This window comes from Pseudomonas sp. LBUM1647 (assembly GCF_059716175.1).
This window is the reverse complement of the sequence record NZ_CP166809.1, coordinates 6,683,017-6,704,491: the sequence shown is the minus strand read 5'-3', so window position 1 is coordinate 6,704,491 and position 21,475 is coordinate 6,683,017. Positions and strand designations below refer to the sequence as shown.

Genomic DNA, 21,475 nt, shown 5'->3' with positions numbered 1-21,475 from the left:
ACCATTTCCCTTGTGATTGGTTATAGGCCTTGGAATAGAGCCTCCCAATCCAACTTATCCGCTTCTAACAGCGCCGCCCAAACGGGTCGGCGCTTTGTACTTTGTCTACCCCTGGAGACCCTCTGATGTCTGTTCGTCACTGGCAAGCCGTCCTGCTGACCCTCGTCGTTCTATGCGGCCTCGGCGGCTGTAGCGGCAATTACAAATACAACGACAACACCTATCGCCCATTGGGTGATCCGCAGGCGGTCAATCGCGGCAAGTGACCGCAAGGAGTATCACCATGGAACTGGTTTTCGAAATGCTGAACACCAAGCAGTTCGTGCCCACGGATTTGTGCCAGAAGACCTTCAAACAGGCCGGTGGCGTGATCGGTCGGGGCGAGGATTGCGACTGGATCATCCCGGACCGCAAGCGTCACCTGTCCAACCACCACGCGTTGATCAGCTACCGCGAAGGCACGTTTTTCCTGACCGATACCAGCAGCAACGGTATTAAGGACAGCGAAAGCGGCGCACGCCTGCGCAAGGGCGAAGCGATGCGCATCGAGCACGGCAGTGTCTACGTGCTGGGTGACTTCGAGATCCGTGCGCGGCTGGTGCGCGACCCGGCGACCTTCGACGTTGAAGTCGGCCGTCCGCAAGCGGCGGGCAGCATCATTCCGGACGATGCGTTTCTCGATCTCGACCCGCTCAATGCCCTCGATCAGCAAGAGCGCGTTTACTCGGAAATCGACGAACTGATCTCCCCGAGCACGACCATCGAGGACACCCGTCAGCGCGCCGACTATGCGCGCATCGACATGGAAAGCCTGATGGTGCCGGAGCTGATCAACGCTCCCGCAGAGCCAGCACCCGCACCACCGCCCAAAGCGGTCGAGCGTCAGAGCGAAGGTTTCTGGGAGCACTTCGGTGCGGCGTTGGGCGTGGACCTCAAAGGCCTCGACCACGATGCCCGCGAAGCCCTGGCGCTGAACGCCGCACGCCTGCTCAAGCAAAGCGTCGGCGGTTTGCAGCAGAGCCTGCGCACCCGCAGTGAACTGAAAAACGAACTGCGTCTGGCCCAGACCACCGTGCAAGGCACGAACAAAAACCCGCTGAAATTTGCCGTCGATGCCGGTGAAGCGTTGGGCATTTTGTTGCAGCCGAACAAGCCAGGTCAGTTGCCAGCTGAGCAAGCAATCTCCCGTGCGTTCCGTGATTTGCAGGCGCATCAGGTGGCCTTGCTGACCGCCAGCCGCGCCGCCGTTCGCGGCACGCTGGAGCACTTCTCGCCAGAGCAGTTGACCCTGCGTTTCGAGCGCGACAACAAGCCGATTATGGCCACGTCCGGCAGTCGCTGGAGAGCTTACGGTCGTTATCACCAGGCCCTGCGTCAGGACGATGACTGGAGCGAGCGCCTGCTGGCCCGCGACTTCGCTCAGGCCTACGAAGAACAGATCCGCCTGATTTCCACCCTTCACACCGACCACCAAGGATGATGCGCATGTCTCGCTGCTCGACCGCTTTTTTCAGGATGCTGACTGCGCTCACCGCCCTGGTGCTTCTGGCCGGCTGCTCGTCGCTGTCGCCGTATTCCCACGTCACCAAACTCAACCTGAAGCTGACCGCCAGCGATCAGCTGAACCCGGACCTCAACGGGCGTCCATCGCCGATCGTTGTGCGTCTGTTCGAGCTCAAGCATCCGGTGACGTTCGAGAACGCTGATTTCTTCAGCCTGTACGAGCGCGCCAAGGAATCCCTGGCCCCGGACCTGGTGGCCAGCGAAGAAATTGAACTGCGCCCGGGTGAAACCGTGGAGATGAAACTCAGCGTGGAGGAGGGCAGTCGCTACGTCGGCATCCTCGCCGCCTACCGCGATCTGCCGGAAACCAAATGGCGCTACACGGTGCAAGTCACCCCGGTGGAAGTCACTGACGCTGATCTGACCCTCGACCAGGCCGGTATTCGCAATAGCAACGAAACGCTCGCCAAGGCGGATGACTGATCATGAATTCCCATAAAGTGATTTGGCAGGAAGGCATGCTGCTACGCCCGCAGCACTTCCAGCACAACGATCGCTACTACGACCACCAGATGAAGACCCGCACTCAGTTGCTGGGCAGCTACACCTGGGGCTTCCTGAACCTGGACATCGACTTGCAGTTCCTCAACATGGGCAAACTGGTGATCAGCCAGGCCTCGGGGATTCTGCCGGACGGCAGCCTGTTCGAACTCGGCGGCAACACCGAACCGCTGGCGCTCGACGTGCCGCCGAACACCGGCAACACGCCGATCTACCTGGCGCTGCCGCTGGTCACCGGTAACCACATCGAGTCGCGTCGTCCGGAGCAATCCGACGTGCTGGCGCGCTACACCGCGTACGAAGCGGAAGTCGCTGACTCCAACGCCGGCGACGATTCCGCCAGCCAGGTCAGCTGCGGCCGCCCGGACTTCAAACTGTTGCTCGGCGAGCAGCAGAGCGACCAGGCCTACGTGAAACTGAAGATCTGCGAAGTGCTCGACACCACGCCCGACGGCGTGATCAGCCTCGACCCGGATTTCGTCCCGACCTACATTCAGGCGCATTCGTCCAGCTACCTGCTGTCGTGCCTGAAAGAAGTGATCAGCATGCTCGGCCACCGTGGCGACACCATCGCCGAGCGGATCCGCTCCAACGGCAAAGTCGGTGGCGCGGAAGTCGGCGATTTCATGATGCTGCAACTGATCAACCGCACCGAACTGCTGCTGCGCCACTACCTCGGCCTGGAACAGGTTCACCCGGAAGAGTTGTACCGCACGCTGCTGACCATGCTCGGCGATCTGGCTACCTTTTCCAGCGACAGCAAACGCCCGCGTCTGGACAGCCGTTACCAGCACAGCGACCAGGGCGCGAGCTTCCGCAAGCTGATGGAAGCGATTCGTCAGGTGTTGTCGATGGTGCTCGAACAGCACGCCATCGAACTGGTCCTGCAAGCACGCCAGTACGGGATCATCGTCTCGCCGTTGCACGACCACAAACTCCTGGGCTCGGCCTCGTTCGTGCTCGCCGCCAGTGCCAACTGCGACTCCGAAGAACTGCGCCATCGCTTGCCGGCGCACCTCAAGGTCGGCCCCGTGGAGCGCATCCGCCAACTGGTCAACCTGCATCTGCCGGGCATCAAGGTCAAACCGTTGCCGGTGGCCCCGCGGCAGATCGCGTTCCACTCCAACAAAACCTATTTCATTCTCGAACTCAGTTCCGAAGACCTGGCACAACTCGAGCGCTCCGGCGGCTTCGCGTTCCACGTGTCCGGCGAATTTGCCGAGCTTGAACTGAAATTCTGGGCCATCAGGAACTGACCGACATGATCAAGGACATGGAACACAACCAGGACGATAAAACCGTCCTGCTCGACCGCCAGGGCCACGGCCCGGCGCAGAGTCCGCTGACAGATTTCGCCGCACCGCCGCGTATTGAACAGCTGGAAGAACGGATGATTTATGCCGCGCGCCTGCGCCCGGCCGAAGCCTTCAACATCAGCCTCAATTCGCTGGTCGCGGGGGCGTCCGACTTGTTGTCGGAAGTGGTGCGGCTCAAGCACAGCGCCACCCGCGAAGACATGTACGCGCTCAACGAGCGACTGACTGCCGGGCTGAAACTGTTTGAAGTGCGTGCGCTGCACAACGGCGCCGAAAGCAGCCAGGTGATGGCCGCGCGTTATGTGCTGTGCACCGTGGTCGACGAAGCCGTCGTGACCACGCCGTGGGGCAACGAAAGCGAGTGGTCGCAGATGAGCCTGCTCAGCAGCTTCCACAACGAAACCTTCGGCGGCGAGAAGTTTTTCCAGCTGCTGGATCGCCTGTCGAAAAACCCGGTCAAGCACCTGCCGATGCTGGAGCTGATGTACCTGTGCTTGTCCCTCGGTTTCGAAGGCAAGTACCGCGTGCAAGCCCGCGGCATGCTCGAGCTCGAAGGCATCCGCGACGCCTTGTATCGCCAGATTCGTCAGTTGCGCGGCGACGTGCCTCGCGAATTGTCGCCCCATTGGGAAGGCTTAAACGATCAGCGCCGCAGCCTGGTGCGCATCGTGCCGGCGTGGATGGTGGTGCTGTTCACCGTGGTTTGCCTGGTGGTGATGTATTCGGGCTTCGCCTGGGTATTGGGCGAGCAACGCGAAACCGTTCTGCAACCTTATCAGCAGCTAGATCCGGCCGCGGTCCAGCCGCAGTCGCAGCCGTAAACAGGGACGTGTGATGAAAAAGTTTTTCAAGAAAGTCGGCGCATTCTTGCGCCAGACCTGGGTCTGGACCTTGCTGCTGGTGCTGTTCGTCGCGCTGCTGGTATGGTTCGTCGGGCCGCTGCTGGCGGTCGATGACTACAAGTTCTGGGAAGGTTCGACCTCCCGCCTGCTGACCATCAGTGTGCTGTTCCTGATCTGGGGCCTGACCATGGTCTTCGTCAGCTGGCGTGCTGGCGTACGCAAGAAAGCCATCGAAGACACCGAAGACGGCCAGGATCGTATCCGCCGTGAAGAGTTGATCGATGAAGAGCAAAAAGAGCTTCGCGTACGCTTCAAGGATGCGTTGAAAATCCTGAAGACCTCGAGCCTCTATCGCGGCCGCAGCGAACGCTGGCGCAGCGATTTGCCTTGGTACTTGCTGATCGGTCCACAGGGCGGCGGCAAGACCAGCCTGCTGGACTTCTCGGGCCTTGAGTTTCCGATCAACAAGATCGACCGCAAACTGACCCGCGACACCCTTGGCACCCGTCATTGCGACTGGTATTTCGCCGACCACGGTGTGCTGATCGACACCGCCGGGCGTTACCTGACCCAGCCGGATGCCGAAGTCGATGGCAGCGCCTGGAGCACCTTGCTCGACCTGCTGCGCAAGCGTCGCCGCAACCGTCCGTTGAACGGCGTGCTGGTGACCATTCCGGTGGAAACACTGCTGGGCGGCAGCGAGCAAGACCTCGACACCCTGGCTCGCCAGGTGCGTGCCCGTCTGCAAGATGTGCATCAAAAGCTGCACGTCGATGTGCCGATTTATCTGGTGCTGAGCAAGGCTGACAAGCTGCTCGGTTTTGACGAGTTCTTCGATCAACTGACCCGCGAAGAAAGCGATCAGGTACTCGGCACCAGCTTCCGCAAAGAGCAGAGCGGCACCGACGTCGCCGTGCTGCGCGCCGAGTTCGAAGAGCTGCTGCGTCGCCTGAACAGCCAGGTGATCATGCGCATGCACCAGGAGCGCGACACCCAGCGCCGTGGCCGCATCCTCGACTTCCCGCATCAACTGGGGCTGATCGGTGAGCGCCTGTGCCTGTTCGTCGACATGGCGTTCACCGGCAACCGCTACCAGCGTTCCAGCCAGTTGCGTGGTTTCTACCTGACCAGCGCGCCGCACCTGGTCGAAGAAATGGACCAGACCACCGCCAACATCGGCGCCAATCTGGGCATTAACGCCGGCACGCTGCCAACCCTGCGCAGCGGCCGCTCACGGTTTATTCATCATTTGCTCAGCCGCGTTATTTTCCCGGAAGCGGATTTGGCCGGCCTGGACAAGCGCGAACGCAGCCGTATCCATTGGGGCCAACGTGCCCTGTACGTGGGCGCTTTGGCGGCACTGGCGCTGTTCGGCATGCTGTGGGCGGGCGGATTCTCGGCCAACTACGAGCGTCTGGAAAACCTGCGTAACCTGGCGACCAGCTGGACGCAACAGCGCTCGGCATTGACCGCGCGTGATGATTCCATGGCGGTGCTCAAGACCCTCGACACCAGATACGCGGCGACTCAGGTCTTCCCAAAAAAGGGTGACGTGAGTTACCACGAGCGCGGCGGTCTGTACCAGGGCGAAGAGGTCAATCCGGTGGTCAAGGAGGCCTACGAGCGTGAGCTTGAAGCGCAACTGCTGCCACGGGTCGCGACGCTGCTGGAAGGGCAGATCCGCGCCAACATGAAGGACCGCGAACGCCTGCTCAACAGCCTGCGTGCGTACCTGATGTTGAACATAAAAGATCGCCGCGATGCCGCATGGCTCAAGGATTGGGTCGCCACTGACTGGTCCCTGCGTTACGCCGGCAACACGTCGGTACAGAACGGTTTGAACACGCACTTCGAGCGTTTGCTGAAGCAGCCGTTTATCTACCCGCTGAACGATCAACTGGTGGCCCAGGCGCGTCAGGTGTTGCGCAGCGAGTCGCTGGCCAACGTGGTTTACCGGATGCTGCGCGAGCAGGCCCGTAACCTGCCGGAATACCGTTTGAGCCAACACATGGGGCCACAGGCTTCACTGTTTGTCGGCACCGAATACGTGATCCCGGGTTTCTACACTCAACAGGGTTATCAGCAGTATTTCTCGGTTCAGGGCAGTGCGCTGGTCACCGATATCCTGCGTGACAACTGGGTGCTGGGCGAAGGCTCGGGCATCAGCGGCATGGACTTGCGTCGCCTGATGGTCGAACTGGAGCAACTGTACTTCCGCGACTACGCCAACTTCTGGAGTGAGGCGGTCGGCCAGGTTGCCCTGCCACCGATCAACGATGCGGGCGAGGGCGCCGAGCAACTGGCGGGCCTGACGTCCGCCAACTCGCCAGTGCTACAACTGCTGGTGGAAGTGCGTGAGAACACCCGGTTCCCGGCGGAAGCTGAGCCGGTTGATCAAGCGGCTGATGCCGCTGGAGCACTGGCCGATCAGAAAGGCAAATTGGGCAAGCTGGGCAAACTGGCGTCTGCCGCAGCGGACCAAGCCTCGGACATGGCTGCGATCAAAAACCTGCCAGACACCGCGAAGAAATCCCTGCAACGTCGCTTCGAACCGCTGCACCGTTTGCTGGATGACAACAACGGCCCGGCCGCTGATTTGACCCCGGCCCTGACGGCGCTCAACGACCTGCAACTGCAACTGGCGAGCCTCGCTCGTGCCAGTGCGCCGGAACAGGCTGCGTTCGAAATGGCCAAGACCCGCATGAGCGGCCAGCGTGATGCGTTGAGCAACTTGCGCAATGCTTCGAACCGTCTGCCGCGTCCGGTCAGCGTGTGGTTCAACGTACTGGCTGAAGACACTTGGCGTCTGGTGCTGAACGATTCCTACCAGTACCTGAACCAGCGTTATCAGAGCGAGCTGTACAGCTTCTATGGCAAGGCGATCAACAAGCGTTACCCGTTCAGCGCCCACAGCACCAGCGATGTTGCGATCAGCGATTTTCGCGAGTTCTTCAAGGCGCAGGGCATCAACGATCGCTTCTTCGAGACCTACATGCGTCCGTTCGTGAGTGGCGATCCAGGCAACTACCGTCTGCGCAGCATTGACGGTCACAGCATGCCGATCTCCAAGGTCTACCTCGACCAGATGGCCGCGGCCCAAGTGATTCGCCAGAGCTTCTTCTCGATCAATCCGGCCGAGCCACAAGTGCAGTTCAAACTGGAGCCGTACACCCTCGACCCGGCCGTCAGCCGTTCCGAGTTCAAGTTTGGCGACAAGACCATCGAATACCGCCACGGCCCGATCGTGCCGGTGTCGTTCAAATGGCCGACCGATGCTGAAGACGGTCGCACCAGCCTGGTCCTCGATAAAATGGCCGGCCGCCCGATCGGTATCGAAAAGAACACCGGCCCTTGGTCGCTGTTCCGTCTGTTCGACCTGATGCAGACCGAGTACCTGAGCGGTCGCGATGTGCTGGTACTGAAAGCTGATGTAGGCGGCCTGCGCGCCAACTACTTGCTGTCGAGCCAGCGCACACCGAACCCGTTCGACATGGGCGTGCTGCGCACCTTCCGTATGCCGGTGCAGCTCTGATGCTGGTTGCCAGTCCCTGGCGCAGCGCTGCGCGTACCGATCCGGGCAAGGTTCGGGCGCGCAACGAAGATGCTTTCCTCGACTGCCCACAGCAGGGGCTGTGGGTGGTCGCGGATGGCATGGGCGGTCATCAGGGTGGCGACATTGCCAGCCAGTTGATCGTCGCCAGCCTGGCGGAATTGCCGGTGCAGGACGACTTCGACGAACGACTCAAAGGCATACGCCAGTGCCTGCATTGGCTTAACCGTCGTTTGGGTCAGGAGTTGACCGTCACGGCCGGGCGCCACGACAGCATCATGGGCAGCACCGTGGTGGCGCTGCTGGTGGAAGGTAATCGCGCGGCCTGCATCTGGGCCGGCGACAGCCGTTGCTATATGTGGCGTGGCCAGCGTTTGTATCAGCTGTCCAAGGACCATTCGCTGCAACAACAACTCATCGACGAGCAAAACATGAGCGTCGAAGACGCCCGTGCGCATCCTTCCGCTCACGCGCTGACCCGAGCGGTCGGCGCTGCCGAGCAGCTGACGCTGGACGTGCTCGAACTCGAGGTTTACCCCGGCGATGCGTTTCTGTTGTGCAGCGATGGTTTGTACCAGGGGCTGAGCACCGATGCGTTGGGCAACGCCCTGAGCCTGACCGCGCCGCACGTTGCGCTGGAGCGTCTGTTCGACGGCGCTTTGCGTGGCTCGGCCCGGGACAACTTGACTGCTGTGGTGATCCGAAAATGACTCAACTCATGCCGCCGCTCGACGACCTGCCGGTGACCGACGAGGAAGCCAATAACCTGACTTACTTTGCGTTTGCCACGCCTCTGAACGGAAAGCCGCATAAAGCTGAGCCCGCGCTGGCGCCAACCAAGGCTAGCATCGGCGAAATGCCCGACGTGCTGGCAGGCCGTTACCGCATCGAGCGCCTGCTCGGTGCAGGCGGCATGGGCGCGGTTTACCGCGCACGGGATCTGCTGAGCGAGCAGTTCGGCGATCCCGACCCTTACATTGCGCTGAAAATCCTCAGCGAAGAATTTGCCGAATCGCCGGACGCCAGTGCCTTGCTCTACAGCGAGTTCGCCCTGACCCGACGCTTGCGCCACGACAACGTGCTGCGTTTGCACAGCTTTGAAGTGGACACCGACTGCCAGCGCGCCTTCATCACCATGGAACTCATGCGTGGGCTGACCCTGGACAAATTACTCTGCGAGCGGCCCCTGGGCCTGCCGTGGAAAGAACTGCGCGACATCGCGCTGCCGCTGCTCGACGCGCTGGCCTTCGCCCACGCTCGCGGCGTGCTGCACGGTGATATGAAACCGAGCAACGTGATGCTCAGCGAAGAAGGCGTGCGCCTGTTCGACTTCGGTCTGGGCCAGGCCGAGGAGGGCATCCTGCCCGGCCTGCCACACCTGAGCCGCAACCGCTTCAACGCCTGGACCCCCGGCTACGCCGCCCCCGAACTGCTCGAAGGCCAATCGCTGTCGGCCAGTGCGGATGTCTATGGCGTGGCCTGCGTGCTCTACGAGCTGGCGGGCGGCAAACACCCGTTCCGCCGCTTGCCCTCAACCGAGGCCCGCGATGGCCACCTCGAACGCGAGCTGCACGCACCCAGGAATCTACCGAAACACTGCTGGCCAGCCCTGCGAACCGCGCTGGCTTTCGATGCGGCCAAGCGCACCATCACCGCCGCCCAATTGCGTGACGCCTTGGGCGCCACTTCGTCTTTGCTGCAACGCCTGCGACTGCGGGCGTAACGGATGACTACCGAACAGGGAGCAAGCAATGTTCAACCTCGCTAACGAAACCCACTTCAGCCTGACTGTCGAAGACTACGTGGGCGACCTGCAAGTGCTGTCGTTCACCGGCACCGAAGGCATCAGCCAGCCGTATCGTTTCGACCTGGAGCTGGTCAGCGAAAACCCCGATCTGGACCTGGAAAAACTCCTGCACAAACAGGCATTCCTGGCGTTCGATCCACAGGGCTCCGGCATCCACGGCCAGATTTACCGCGTCGCCCAAGGCGATGCCGGCAAGCGCCTGACCCGCTACAAAATCTCCCTGGTGCCGCAGCTGCAATACCTGCACCACCGCACCAACCAGCGCATCTACCAGCAGATGTCCGCGCCGAAAATCATCGCGCTGATCCTCGACGAACACGGGATCAAGGGCAACGCCTACAAATTCCAGCTGAGCCAACCCTGCCCGGACCGCGACTACTGCGTGCAGTACGACGAAACCGACTTGCATTTCGTCCAGCGCCTGTGCGAAGAGGAAGGCATTCACTACCACTTCCAGCACAGTTCCAAAGGTCATCTTTTGGTATTCGGCGATGATCAGACCGTGTTCCCGAAACTCGGCCAGCCAACGGCGTATGTACAAGGCAGCGGCATGGTCGCCGACGAACCGGTGATCAAAGGCTTCAAGCTCCGCCTGGAAACCCGCACCGGCCGCGTCACCCGCCGCGACTACGACTTCGAAAAACCACGCCTGCAACTCGAGTCCGCCTACAAACCCGAGGCGCAAAGCGATGCGCCGGACCTCGAAGACTACGACTACCCCGGCCGCTTCATCGACCGCGCACGCGGCAAATTCCTCAGCCAACGCGCCCTCGAACGCCACCGCGCCGACTACCGCCAGGCCGAAGGCAAAAGCGATCAGACCACCCTGGTCAGCGGCCACTTCCTGGAAATGTCCGACCACCCGCGCACCGAGTGGAACGACCTCTGGTTGCTCACCGAAATCGTCCACGAAGGTAAACAGCCGCAAGTCCTCGAAGAGTCCGTGACCAGCGACACCACCGACAACAAAGACGACTTCCACCAGGGCTACCGCAACCGCTTCCTCGCCACGCCGTGGGACGTGTTCTACCGCCCGGCGCTGGAACACCCGAAACCTCGCGTGCTCGGCAGCCAGACTGCCATGGTCACCGGCCCCAAAGGTGAAGAAATCCACTGCGACCAGTACGGCCGCATCAAGGTGCAATTCCACTGGGACCGTGAAGGTTTGGCTGACGACAAAACCAGTTGCTGGATGCGCGTCTCTTCGAGTTGGGCTGGCGACCGCTATGGCGCCATCGCCATCCCGCGTATCGGCATGGAAGTCCTCGTCACCTTCCTCGAAGGCGACCCCGACCAGCCGCTGGTGACTGGTTGCCTGTATCACAAGGAAAACCAGGTCCCTTACGACCTGCCGGCAAACAAAACCCGCACCGTGTTCAAAACCCTCAGCTCCCCGGGAGGCGGTGGGTTTAATGAACTGCGCATTGAGGACAAGAAAGGGGCGGAACAGATCTTCATCCATGCCCAGCGGGATTGGGATGAAAACATCGAGCATGATCAGAAGATTCGGGTCGGCAATGAACGCCACGATACGGTGGAGAAGAACACCTACACCGAGCTGAAGGCTGAAGAGCATCGGACCACGATTGCGGATCGCAAGACTGAAGCGCGGCTGGATGACCACCTGACGATTGGGCAGAACCAGCATGTGAAGTTGGGGAGTGCGCAACTGACTAGCGTTGGGAAAGAGATTCATCTGAAGGCTGGGGACAAGATTGTCATCGAAGCCGGGATGGAGCTGACAGTCAAAGCATGTGGCAGCTTCATCAAGCTCGATGCCGGCGGGATTACCGTGGTTGGGCCGGTAGTGAAGATTAATGCTGGCGGGGCGGCGGGGAGTGGGACTGGGATTGGGATTAAGCCACCAGTGCTGCCGGGGGCTGCGGATAAGGATAAGGCGGGGAGTTTGATGGATCAGGCGTTGCTGAATGCGCCTGAGGAACAGATCAAGCGTAAGCCAAAACGAATGCTTAATTTTTCCGGCTAAAAACGCCGACGGCAATCCAAGCCATCAGGGAACAGAATTCAGGTAATTGGTAATGACTGAGACAACGACAAGCAAAGTAGAGAAATGGGCGTATCCGCTGAAAATTGGTGCCGCAGAAGCGACCGATCCGCAGCAGTATTACGACGCTTTAGCCAAAGCTAAGGCGGGTTTTTATCCTGTAGGAAGCAACGGCCTTTGGCATGGTGGGATTCATTTCGACGAAGGTACTGGTTTAGTAACTGATCTAACCGAAGTCAGGTGCATAGCTGATGGTGAAGTCGTTGCATACCGTATTGATGAGAGCTATCCAACTTCAGATTATTCAGGAAGCCCGGCATCTCCTTTTTCTACTGGTTTTGTTCTGGTGAAACACGTTCTGACGCCGCCAGCCGTGAATGCGGCTACTACGCCGTCCCCAGCGGGAAATGCGGCTTCGGGTCCAAGACTTACTTTCTACAGCCTTTATATGCACCTGCTGGACTGGAAGACATATCAAGAAAATCCTTCACTTAAGCGGCCGGCTTACTGGGGAGGAGGTCTGTCTTCAGTCAAAGCCAATGCACCTGACGCGTTGCTGGGGCTTCGTGTACGCGCCGATAAATCGTCTCAGTCCGCGGAATTGGCCGTGCTGCCCAGAGGAACCGCGGTAACGACCAAGGCTGCTCCGGCAACCCAAAAATGGTTGGAAATTGTAAGTGTGTCCCCACCTGTTTCAGGGTTAGAGCAAAATATGGGATGGGTTTTCAAGAAGGAAATGCACCATGTTTCCGGGGATCAATACCTCATTGATAAAGAGGCGAAGGACCCAGTCCCAGAGTATAACAACGGTGCCAATATTCGTGACTTGGTTACGGGGCAGATTATTTCGTTCCTCCCCGCTGGCACACAGGTAAAAGTAGTTAGTGGGCCGGGGCAGTATAAAAAGTTGGTGGAAATTGTAGCTGGCGAAGCTTTCCCAAAACTTGCGAGTAATATAAATCCTGCGGGACTTGGGAAAATTTTTGCAGCGTCTTTAGAAGAGTTAAATGAGCCTCAGAAACCTTGGGGTGAGGTTTATGTCCTTCCTGTACCAGTAAAAATTAAGGCCGGGGAGAGAATAGGGCACGCTGGCAAGTATCAGAATAATGGAGATGCCACAAGTAAGAGCGTCTTACATCTTGAGGTGTTCAGTAGTGATGACGTACCAGCATTTATTGAAAGTTGTAAGCCTATAGGAGCAGCATTTCCAGAGGATCAGAAAAAACTAATTATGATCCATAAAGAAGCTAGTCAAATAGTCTCCCATGCTGACGGCATTAACAATGCGCATCCTCCAATAGCTTCGCCCTCTTCACCTAAAGTAGGCTTTAATACGATTATTCCGGTTGATGTTCTTAGCCGAATGTCGGCAGATCGAAAAATAAAAGTAGGAGGCGGTACAGCAGGCGCTGAAAGTTTCTGGTGGCGGGTTGATAAAAAATTTGCCGATGAAGCAGGTCTGCCTCTAGATGGCTGGCTTCACGAGCAGACGTTGATCACCACCAGGCATAGTGGTTGGGAATGGATTGGCTTTCAGTACCTAACCGAGACGGTAAGTAACGTAGAAAACCTAGCTGGTCATTTAGACGCCCAGGGTGCTTTGACTGAGGAAGAACTTCCAAATTATAGCGCCCAGTTGAACATTGCTGATGGAGGTCCGATACGCGAGTGGCTTTATAAAACTATCGATACTGACTCCGACACAAAACTGTCCGTTGAAGAAATAAAATCGGCTCTTGCGAAATTCTGGTTTGCTCAATCAATTTCACAATTGATTAGTAAGTATGAAAGTGAATGGCTTTGGAATGAAGGTAAATGGTCAGAGCTTGATCCACTTATGAAAGATTCTTCGGGTATTGTTAATCCCGACTGGATAGTGGAGAAGAAGCGGATCGAAAAATTATCATGGTGGGCTCAGTTGGCAAGCAAACAAGCCATAGCGGGCGACGGTAATGTTTGGCATTTTCATCCGGTTGGACTATTAGGAAACTTTTATATTTCCCGCATGAAAAGAGACTATGATTTAGGTAGTCTGTCTAGCCATTACGAAACCGGAGGGCGTGGTTCAATTACTGTGTCTGGCGGAGCTGGGGATGCGGGTGGCGTATCTTACGGTGCTTATCAAATGACCAGCCAACGCAAGATTAAGAATCCTGACGGTTCTTTTACTGTGATTAACGGCGGAACGGTTAAAAACTTTGTGAATTGGAACGGCATGCCATGGACAAGCGAATTTTCTGGGTTGACACCTGGCTCAGCAGCATTCACCAGTAAGTGGAAAGAGCTGGTGGAAACAAAAGGACAGGAATTTGTCGATGTGGAGCACGAATTCATCAAGGTTTCTCACTTTGATATTCAGATTCAAAAAATTATTACTGATGCTGGGATCGATTTGAGATATCACTCACACACTATAAATGATGTGGTTTGGTCGACAGCAGTTCAGCAAGGACCAGGCGCTTCAATCATTGTAAAAGCGATAGATGGCTTGGGAATACCGCACGAAGAAACCAAGGCTTACGACGAAAAATTAATTGATGCGATCTATAATGAGCGAGGCAGAAAGATTGTAGGAGGTACGTCAGATGGTCAGTTGTACTATTTTTCGAAAAATTCCATTGCAGTGCAGCAGGGCGTAGCAGACAGATTTGTTTCAGAAAAGGCGAAAGCACAGGGGCGTTTGAAAGATGAAAGCGGCTACTAATATTTTGGTGTTTGCTGTTGCAGTGCTTTTTGCCAGTATTTCAATGGCTCAAAACAGTCTGGCGCTTTACGTTTCCAATTCAGGAAGTGCAGCTATAACTGAGGTGCAAGGAAACACCTCGCTGCTAGTTCTTGCTGGGGGGAACGATAATGGGCAGGCTACGTCGGGTAGTTGCGTAATCGCAGCAAGCTTAACAGCTGTAGAAGGCGGCTTTAAAGGTAACCTATTTCCAGTCAGCACGGGCATAAACAGCTATAGCGAAGAACAAGCGCAGGGGAAAAAAATAAACGTTGAGAGTGATTCCACGGCGATAGTTATAACTGATGTGGATGATGTGGGTATTTGTGCATTAGATAATAGTTTGGTTAATCGCTACGGGAAAGTTTTGACCAATGACAAGAAGCATAAAATTGTTTATGCAGAAATGATTGATCTCGCTCACGCCAATGCTCTTTCGTTATTTAAAAAAGGAAAAAAAGAGGAAGCGATCATCGGGCTTTCTCCTTATGCGGAGAATTATAATTCTGCTTGGCTGGCTGATAAAGAATTAGCTGGTGTAGTTGTTTCAGCGATAAATGATTATGCCTATTTTCTACAGGAGAATAATCAAGCAGCGGAATCTATCCCGTTTCTAAAAGATATCGTAATTGTTCAGCCAAATAGAGCGGTCGCTTGGTTGAATTTGGCGGATTCGAACTGGGCGGTTGGCAACAAAAATGACGCCGTAAAACAATATTCTGAATACAAAAAGCTCATGCTGTCGGTAAACAAAAAGTCAAAAATTCCGTCGCGAGTATTTGAGCGCTCTGGAGCTTCTTCTAGTCTTTAACGAAAAATGGAAGAGGGGACGGATTTGTTTAATTGAGCTCGACACTTTGTGGTGCGGTCGTCGATAAATAAATCTATCACCTTTATAAGAACTGGTAGAAATACCTTTGTCTTGGAATTTTAACTATGAAATACATTTTTGCTTTTCTAGTTTTTTCCCCTATGGTTAGCGCCGCCACTGTAGATGTTTGTGATGCGTCTGGGGGCGCGAAGCACTTTATTTCACAGTGGTCTGAAGACGGGGATCAGATCGACACGTTGTCAAGGGTTAGCGGCGAGAAGTTTTCTGTTCAAGAAGGGAAAGTAGTTTATAACGGCGACCTTAACGGCGATGGCATTAAAGACTTTATCTTCACCTCCTATGGTAGTGAAGGGTCTAGCAAAGATAAAACTTACGGTTTTTTAATTCAGTGCAAAGGTTATTTGAAATTTGTTGGTGGCGACTATTTTGCTAAAGTTGAAGTTTTAGACACGGCTCCTGGGGCTATTAGCGGTTTCAAAGATATTCAAGTTTACTCCTATCAGAGAGATGGTGATGGGAACGTCCGTTATAAAGGAAAGGATGCATTAACTACACCTCACAAGTGGAGCTTTAACTCAGAAACGAAAAAATATGAAGGGGAATCTGAGTAGGGGCTGGGCGGGGTGGAGAAAAAGGTGGACGGGATTTATTTAACATAAATTGATCCGTCCCCTTTCCTTATTAAGTGGGAGTAGGAAGATCACATGCGCTTCAACAATCTAGCCGTATCACTGCTCGGGTTGCTGTGGACGATTCCGGTGTTGGCTGAGGTAACGACGTTCAGCCCAACCGAAAACGTCGAAGCGACGATCGTGCTGGACGGTTCGACGCTAACGGTCGCTGTTAAACGCAATGCTCATAGCGAATCCCGGACAATCGATTTTCAATCAGAAAACGAACTACATGTGCAGATCGACGATTTCAATTTTGACGGTGCGAAGGACTTCGCAGTCTGGCAGATCGATGACGGCATGGGCACTTACGATTTTCACAGGATTTTTGTTTACCAACCCACAACAGGAACCTTCCAGGAGTTACGGCCAGATTGCGGCGATGGTTTCGTCAATCTCCGTATTGAGAGTAAGCGAAAAGCGCTGATCAGTACTTACTGGGAAATGAACTTGCCGAAGCAATGCGTAACCCGGTTTCCGAAGCGCAGAACCTGAATAAATCAAAACCGAGTGTTTGGTTTTCATTGTTTGTTGCTCGTCCATTTTTTGTTTAAGCAGGTTGTTACGATGCGTAAATTTTGTTTTTTATTATTGATGTTTATGCTCTGTAGGGTTTCTGTGGCTCAGGATGATAGCCTCTATCTGCGAGGGGCGGTAATAGATGGACCCTATAAAACAACTGTCGTCGAAAATGCGGAGTTATCGGTTTTGGAAACGGGAGGTGCAGAGTATCCCGTGTCTTTAGTCCTCGACGTGAAAAACAGCGATGGGGTATTGGCTAGACAGTTAGTTGATAAATATGATGTTGCTGGTTCGCCACCCAAGGTTGAATCGATATTTTTTTACCCGGTTCAGGATGTAAAGAATGTCTTTGTTTTGGTTTCCTGGGAAATTAACCATAGAGGCATTGGTACCTACGGTACTCTGTATCAGATTTATGCTTATGCACAAAGTAGCAATGGTAGGTTGATCCCCAATCAGTTGATTCAGGCTAATAGGTACTTGAGCGGGATCGATGGCTTTAGTGATGGTGTGCCACAAACGTTTGTTTATAAAGATGCGGCCTCAATAAAGGCATATGTAAAGAAGCACCTTAATACGCCATAACCCCTTACGAAGGGTGGGTAAAAAACTACAAGGGTGATTGGGATTGAATCAGTTTATCAGGCTCATTGTTGGAGCAATGTTTAGTGGCCTGCTAGGTTTGCCCACTGCGTTTGCGCAGGATGATTGCAACGAGATCACCGTAAGCGAGCAAATTGATAGATGTTCTGATGTCGCGAAGAACGCTGCCGATTCACAGTTGAATACGAGTTACCACCAGCTGATGGCTCGACTCGAAACGCAGTATCGAGCTGAACCCGACACAGGGACGGCGTATACGGCAAAGGTCAAAGAAGCACAGCGTGTGTGGATAAAATTGCGCGATGTGAATTGTCCGCTCGAAGCGTTTGAGATTAAGCCTGGTACGTCCGCCTATGTGGCGACGGTGAACAATTGCATCGCAAGAGTGAGCCGCGAACGTTCAGTCTTTTTGGACAATATAGCGCCCGACATCGAGAGTGGTTCATCTGTTGGGCGTGGGCCAGATGTCTCGTGTCCATCCCAGAACTTTGCGCAGTTTCTGCCAGCGTTTTCCGCCAATGCCGAGTCCCAGAAGCGCCTAACCGCACTGGCAGTGAAAATATTGGTGTTGAAACGGACCTCGGATCCTGGTCGATTTGAGCCGCAAATTACTGCTGAGCCAGGCGCCAGTTTAGCGTTTCCGTTGTTGGCTGCGATGGAAGGCAAGACTGAAGGGGTTGAGATCGAAACGGTCGACGACACTCACATGAACGTTGTGGATAAACGGGCCGGTAACAGCAATATCAAGATTTTTAACTTTTCTAAAACGTCATGCTGGGCGCTGGTGGGGATTGAGGATTGGTCGCTCAGTGAGACGGAGCTTGTCGCACCCGCTAGACCCGGAATGAGCCGCGCCGAGAACCTTTGTTATCAACGTGCTGAAGGTTTGGGCGGGCTAGGGTTTCTTGAGCGATACCGTCTGACTACGGAGTTGATTGAAGCGTCCCTGGAAAACTATGTCTGTGCTGCGGAGTCGGGTGATCCACAGGCGAGTCTGTCGGCGGCAAGTTTGAGTCTTTCGCAGATGGCGCCTCAATTGGAAACCAGCAAGCTTGAGGCTTTGTTCAAAGCGGCATCGACGACACCGAGCGGCGCGTTGGGTTATGCCACTTATTTTTGTAACGGTAACTCCACCGACTATAACGGCCCTTGCCTGCACCCTGAGCAGGCAGAAAGGGAAGTTTTTCGCGCGGTATCCATGGGATCCACAGAGGCGAGCAACTATCTGGGTTCTTCTTTTGAGAGTGGCCAGTTGGGAACTAAGGATATGTCCCGGGCGTTGGCCTGTTATCAGTTGTCAGCTGACAAAGGTAGCCCGCAGGGTAGCGACAGCGTGAAGCGCTTGGTTTCGCAAGGCTCAGACATAAAGGCCAGTCACTGTCTGTGAATTTCGCTGTTCAGCAAGAAGGGGGGCGCAAAGCCCCCCGTTCTCTATTCGCGAAGTTGCTACACCTTCGCCCGATGCTCCGCCGGATCCGGCGAATCAATATGGTCCAGCGCTCGCTCCACTAACAGATGCACACCGACCGCCATTCTGCTGAGTGCCAGTGCGACGGAGCGGCGTGAGCCTTCTACGCTGTCGGCCAGGTCGGCGGCGATGGCGCTGATGGACAGCAGGTCTTCCGAGGCGTTGGCCAGGACGGTTTCGGTGTGGAGGTCGGGAGCAACGATGAAGAGGTCGCCGTTGCGACGTTTGGATTTTTTATCCGGAGGTGTGCCGAGGTGAAGATCGAGGGCGCGTTCGGCGGCTTCGTGGAGCTTTTTTGAATCGAAGGATTCGTAGGGGGATGTGTCTTCGTGTTCGGGGGGATTCGGTGTTGGCTTGATCATTGATGTAGCTCCTGGAATTAAGAGACCGACACCGTTTCGCTTTGCACTTCGAAAGAGGTGGCAGCTGTGCGTTGGTGTGCAAGACCGATCCAGGAACCGGCAGACCCGAAGGCCTCCGACGCACAGCCGCCATAACGATCCGCGAGCATAGGAAAACGCTCGACGAATAGCCATAAGCAATTGCGCACCTGGATTCGGACTTGCACGTCCGTGTCACCGATTTGCGGCGACCACCAGAGACTATCGGTGATACCGAAGACTGCCTAGTTCATGGACAGCCCGGCGTGTTGAAGGAAATGTCCGAGAGGTTTGAGGGGATCAAGATCAAAAGATCGCAGCCTTCGGCAGCTCCTACAGGATTGTGTTTCTTCAGGTGTAGGGCGGGTGTTGGGTGTGACGCGGAGCGTCACGGGATGCATTCCCACGCGGGAGCGTGGGAACGATCAGGGAGGCGTGGTTCAGGTGGGTGGAAAGTGTGACTTGGCGGTCATCATGCGGGAAAAGCAGTTCATCTTCTTCTAAAGAAGCCAGATAGTGGCGTTCTTGTATGAAGCCGCTACACTGCGCCGGCCGTTCATTTTCCTTTTGAGGCTGTGCGCATGAAATTTCGTTTTCTTCTGTGGATGCTGGGTTTGTTGATGGGTAAGGCCAGTCGGACTAATCCTGCGTTTCAGCAGCAGTTGGGTGACAAGGAGCTTGTATTCCAATTACAGACCCTGGACGGGAAAGTGGCGCGGCATTTCTTTGTGAAGGATCAGCGCATCACCAGCAAGTCCGGCGTGTATGCCGAGCCGGCGTTTGCGATTGCCTTTAAAGACGCGGCGTATGGCTTTGCAACAATGCAGGCGAAGAACAAGCAGTTGGCGTTTATGACGGGGATTCAGGACAAGTCGATTCAGATCAAGGGCAACCCGGCGTTGGTGATCTGGTTTCAGGGGTTGACCAAGTATTTGAAGCCTAGGAAGGCTAAAGCCAAGGCTTGAGGTCGATGGTAAACCCTGTGGCGAGGGGATTTATCCCCGTTGGGCTGCGAAGCGGCCCTGAAACCTAAGATCCCGGTTTTATCTAGCACACCTCTTTGAATGGGTTTGCGACTGCTGCGCAGTCGAACGGGGATAAATCCCCTCGCCACAGGGTTGTGGTGATTCAGGTAGATCGGCGGGGGATTCATCGCGGGCAAGCCCGCTCCCACAGGGATCGCGTAAATCCTGTGGGAGTGGGCTTGCCCGTAGTGCTTTAGGCTTGGGTGAATTGCGAAGCCAGTTCACGGAGCAGCACTTCAGCTTCAAGCACTTTGCTGACGACGTCGTTAGCCTTGTCGCGCGTCAGCCCCACACGCTCCAGCAACGCATCCGGGATGTCTTCATCCGGCCCGGAGCCAATCCCACGACTGCGCAGCAAGCGCACAGCCAGACAAACGAGGTTTGGGTACTCGGCGTAATCGCCGTCGTAGCCCGGGTCGTGCTGGAAGCGCAGCGCGGTGGCCAGTTCTTCGGGCATGTCCCAGTAGCGCATCAGCCATGAGCCGATCTGTTCGCGGCTGATGCCCAGCAAGTGTTGCTCGACGTAGCTGTGGCACAGGTGCGGGTTGACCTCCAGGTGGCGGCAGATCAGCGAGAAGTGCGGCGGGAACACGTGGGCCAGCAGTAAGTAGCCGAAGTTGTGCAGCAGGCCGGCGAGGTAGGTCAGGCCGGCTTCCGGGCGCTGGGCACGCGGCATGGCGCGGGTCAGGCCTTCGATGACGGCAGCGGTGTAGATCGATTGCTGCCAGTACGGCGTGGTGTGTTGCGGATGGTCTTTTGGCAGGCTCAGGGTTTTGCCCAGGGCCAGGCCCAGCGCGAGGTTGATCACCAGGTCGAAACCCAGCACCCGCACGATGGCGTCTTCCACTGAACGAATCTTGCCCGGCGACGCGTAGTACGGCGACGCTGCCCAGCTCACAACCTGTGCGGCCAGGGCCGGGTCGGTTTCGACGACGCCGGTGATGTCGTCGATGGTGGCGTTGGGATCGACGCGCAGTTTGATGATTTTCTGCGCGGTCTCGGCCAGCGGCGGAATTTCGATGGTCTCTTCCAGGCGTTGCTGGATGCGCCGCGCGGTGAACGCTTGAACGGCCAGGGTGATTTCCTCGCGGTCATCGTGGGGGCGGTCGAGGTTCGGGCGAATGCTGGTCAGCGCTTCGCCGAAGTTGGCGGCGCTGGCCTTGGTCAGCATGGTCTTGAAGTCTTCGCTGGTAATCTCCAGCAACACGCCCGGCTCGCCCGAGTTGATCAGCAACTTCGGCTCGCGCAGCAGGCTTTCTTCATACAGGCACGGTGAACTGCTGAGCGCCGGCATACCGGGCAGCAGGCTCAGGTTGTGTTTGCCGAGCATTTTTACCAGGCGTTCGGTCGACACGGCGGTGAGGCGGCGGCCGGTCAGTTCGGCGAGGCTATTGAGGTCCAGCAATTGGCTCTGCGGGAACAGCACCATGAGCGTGCCCACGGCGTCATCAAGCAGAACAGCCTGCACTTTGCGTGCGGCGTTCAGGCCGTGATGGTCGAGGACTTCTTCGTAGGCGATACCCAGTTTGCCCAGCATCAGCCGAATAACCGACGGAGCGTGCGGGGTGGCGGGTGCGAGGGCAACTTCGGTCATGGTCTGTATCCGTTTTAAAACAATGGCAGGAGTATAACCAGCTTGCTCAGAACGGTGGCTCAGAAACTGCGACG

Annotated in this window: 18 protein-coding genes; 16 read left to right on the top strand and 2 right to left on the bottom strand. The window is 56.1% G+C overall.

Features of this window, described 5'->3' with window-relative positions; genetic code table 11:
• Positions 1–125 precede the first annotated feature (125 nt).
• From ACA059_RS31060 to ACA059_RS30990, 15 genes are all read left to right on the top strand, one after another.
• Positions 126–266, top strand: coding sequence for a hypothetical protein (locus ACA059_RS31060; protein WP_008150087.1), 141 nt, complete (start codon positions 126–128; stop codon positions 264–266).
• 17 nt (positions 267–283) lie between these two features.
• Entirely contained in the window at positions 284–1,480 is a 1,197-nt protein-coding gene (gene tagH, locus ACA059_RS31055) for a type VI secretion system-associated FHA domain protein TagH (protein ID WP_497632130.1), read from the top strand.
• Positions 1,481–1,485: 5 nt separating this feature from the next.
• The gene (tssJ, locus tag ACA059_RS31050) at positions 1,486–1,986 is read left to right on the top strand and encodes a type VI secretion system lipoprotein TssJ (protein ID WP_497632128.1); all 501 of its coding nucleotides are present in this window, start codon (positions 1,486–1,488) and stop codon (positions 1,984–1,986) included.
• Positions 1,987–1,988: 2 nt separating this feature from the next.
• Positions 1,989–3,320 carry a type VI secretion system baseplate subunit TssK gene (gene tssK, locus ACA059_RS31045; RefSeq protein WP_046045022.1) on the top strand — a complete coding sequence of 444 codons (1,332 nt, stop codon included), beginning with the start codon at positions 1,989–1,991 and terminating at the stop codon, positions 3,318–3,320.
• Between the two features lie 5 nt (positions 3,321–3,325).
• Positions 3,326–4,201, top strand: coding sequence for a type IVB secretion system protein IcmH/DotU (gene icmH, locus ACA059_RS31040; protein ID WP_497632127.1), 876 nt, complete (start codon positions 3,326–3,328; stop codon positions 4,199–4,201).
• Between the two features lie 13 nt (positions 4,202–4,214).
• Positions 4,215–7,754, top strand: coding sequence for a type VI secretion system membrane subunit TssM (gene tssM, locus ACA059_RS31035; RefSeq protein WP_497632125.1), 3,540 nt, complete (start codon positions 4,215–4,217; stop codon positions 7,752–7,754).
• Positions 7,754–8,482, top strand: a complete 729-nt coding sequence (locus ACA059_RS31030) for a PP2C family protein-serine/threonine phosphatase (protein WP_008150095.1) — start codon at positions 7,754–7,756, stop codon at positions 8,480–8,482. The genes tssM and ACA059_RS31030 overlap by 1 nt, the downstream gene beginning before the upstream one ends.
• A complete protein-coding gene (locus ACA059_RS31025) occupies positions 8,479–9,495 on the top strand; it encodes a serine/threonine-protein kinase (RefSeq protein ID WP_497632124.1) in 1,017 nt (338 codons plus the stop codon). The genes ACA059_RS31030 and ACA059_RS31025 overlap by 4 nt, the downstream gene beginning before the upstream one ends.
• Positions 9,496–9,523: 28 nt before the next feature.
• Positions 9,524–11,566, top strand: a complete 2,043-nt coding sequence (locus tag ACA059_RS31020; protein ID WP_497632123.1) for a type VI secretion system Vgr family protein — start codon at positions 9,524–9,526, stop codon at positions 11,564–11,566.
• A gap of 52 nt (positions 11,567–11,618) precedes the next feature.
• The gene (locus ACA059_RS31015) at positions 11,619–14,288 is read left to right on the top strand and encodes a VgrG-related protein (RefSeq protein WP_497632122.1); all 2,670 of its coding nucleotides are present in this window, start codon (positions 11,619–11,621) and stop codon (positions 14,286–14,288) included.
• Positions 14,272–15,117: a tetratricopeptide repeat protein gene (locus ACA059_RS31010; protein WP_497632121.1), complete on the top strand. Its 846-nt coding sequence runs from the start codon at positions 14,272–14,274 to the stop codon at positions 15,115–15,117. Before ACA059_RS31015 ends, ACA059_RS31010 begins: the two co-directional genes overlap by 17 nt.
• A 125-nt stretch (positions 15,118–15,242) precedes the next feature.
• A complete protein-coding gene (locus tag ACA059_RS31005) occupies positions 15,243–15,749 on the top strand; it encodes a hypothetical protein (RefSeq protein WP_497632120.1) in 507 nt (168 codons plus the stop codon).
• Positions 15,750–15,842: 93 nt separating this feature from the next.
• Positions 15,843–16,304: an XAC2610-related protein gene (locus ACA059_RS31000; RefSeq protein WP_497632119.1), complete on the top strand. Its 462-nt coding sequence runs from the start codon at positions 15,843–15,845 to the stop codon at positions 16,302–16,304.
• A 72-nt stretch (positions 16,305–16,376) separates the two neighbouring features.
• Entirely contained in the window at positions 16,377–16,916 is a 540-nt protein-coding gene (locus ACA059_RS30995; protein ID WP_497632118.1) for a hypothetical protein, read from the top strand.
• A gap of 43 nt (positions 16,917–16,959) precedes the next feature.
• The gene (locus ACA059_RS30990; protein ID WP_497632117.1) at positions 16,960–18,321 is read left to right on the top strand and encodes a lysozyme inhibitor LprI family protein; all 1,362 of its coding nucleotides are present in this window, start codon (positions 16,960–16,962) and stop codon (positions 18,319–18,321) included.
• A gap of 59 nt (positions 18,322–18,380) precedes the next feature.
• Here ACA059_RS30990 and ACA059_RS30985 read toward each other — a convergent pair whose 3' ends face one another.
• Positions 18,381–18,764, bottom strand: coding sequence for a DUF6124 family protein (locus ACA059_RS30985; protein WP_282479488.1), 384 nt, complete (start codon positions 18,762–18,764; stop codon positions 18,381–18,383).
• Positions 18,765–19,363: 599 nt separating this feature from the next.
• Between ACA059_RS30985 and ACA059_RS30980 the strand changes: the two genes are divergently transcribed.
• Positions 19,364–19,747 carry a hypothetical protein gene (locus ACA059_RS30980; RefSeq protein WP_038980709.1) on the top strand — a complete coding sequence of 128 codons (384 nt, stop codon included), beginning with the start codon at positions 19,364–19,366 and terminating at the stop codon, positions 19,745–19,747.
• Between the two features lie 253 nt (positions 19,748–20,000).
• Here the strand turns inward: ACA059_RS30980 and ACA059_RS30975 are convergent, their stop codons facing one another.
• Complete coding sequence (locus tag ACA059_RS30975) at positions 20,001–21,401, bottom strand: aminoacyl-tRNA deacylase and HDOD domain-containing protein (protein WP_497632116.1); 1,401 nt, start codon at positions 21,399–21,401, stop codon at positions 20,001–20,003.
• Between the last annotated feature and the right edge of the window lie 74 nt (positions 21,402–21,475).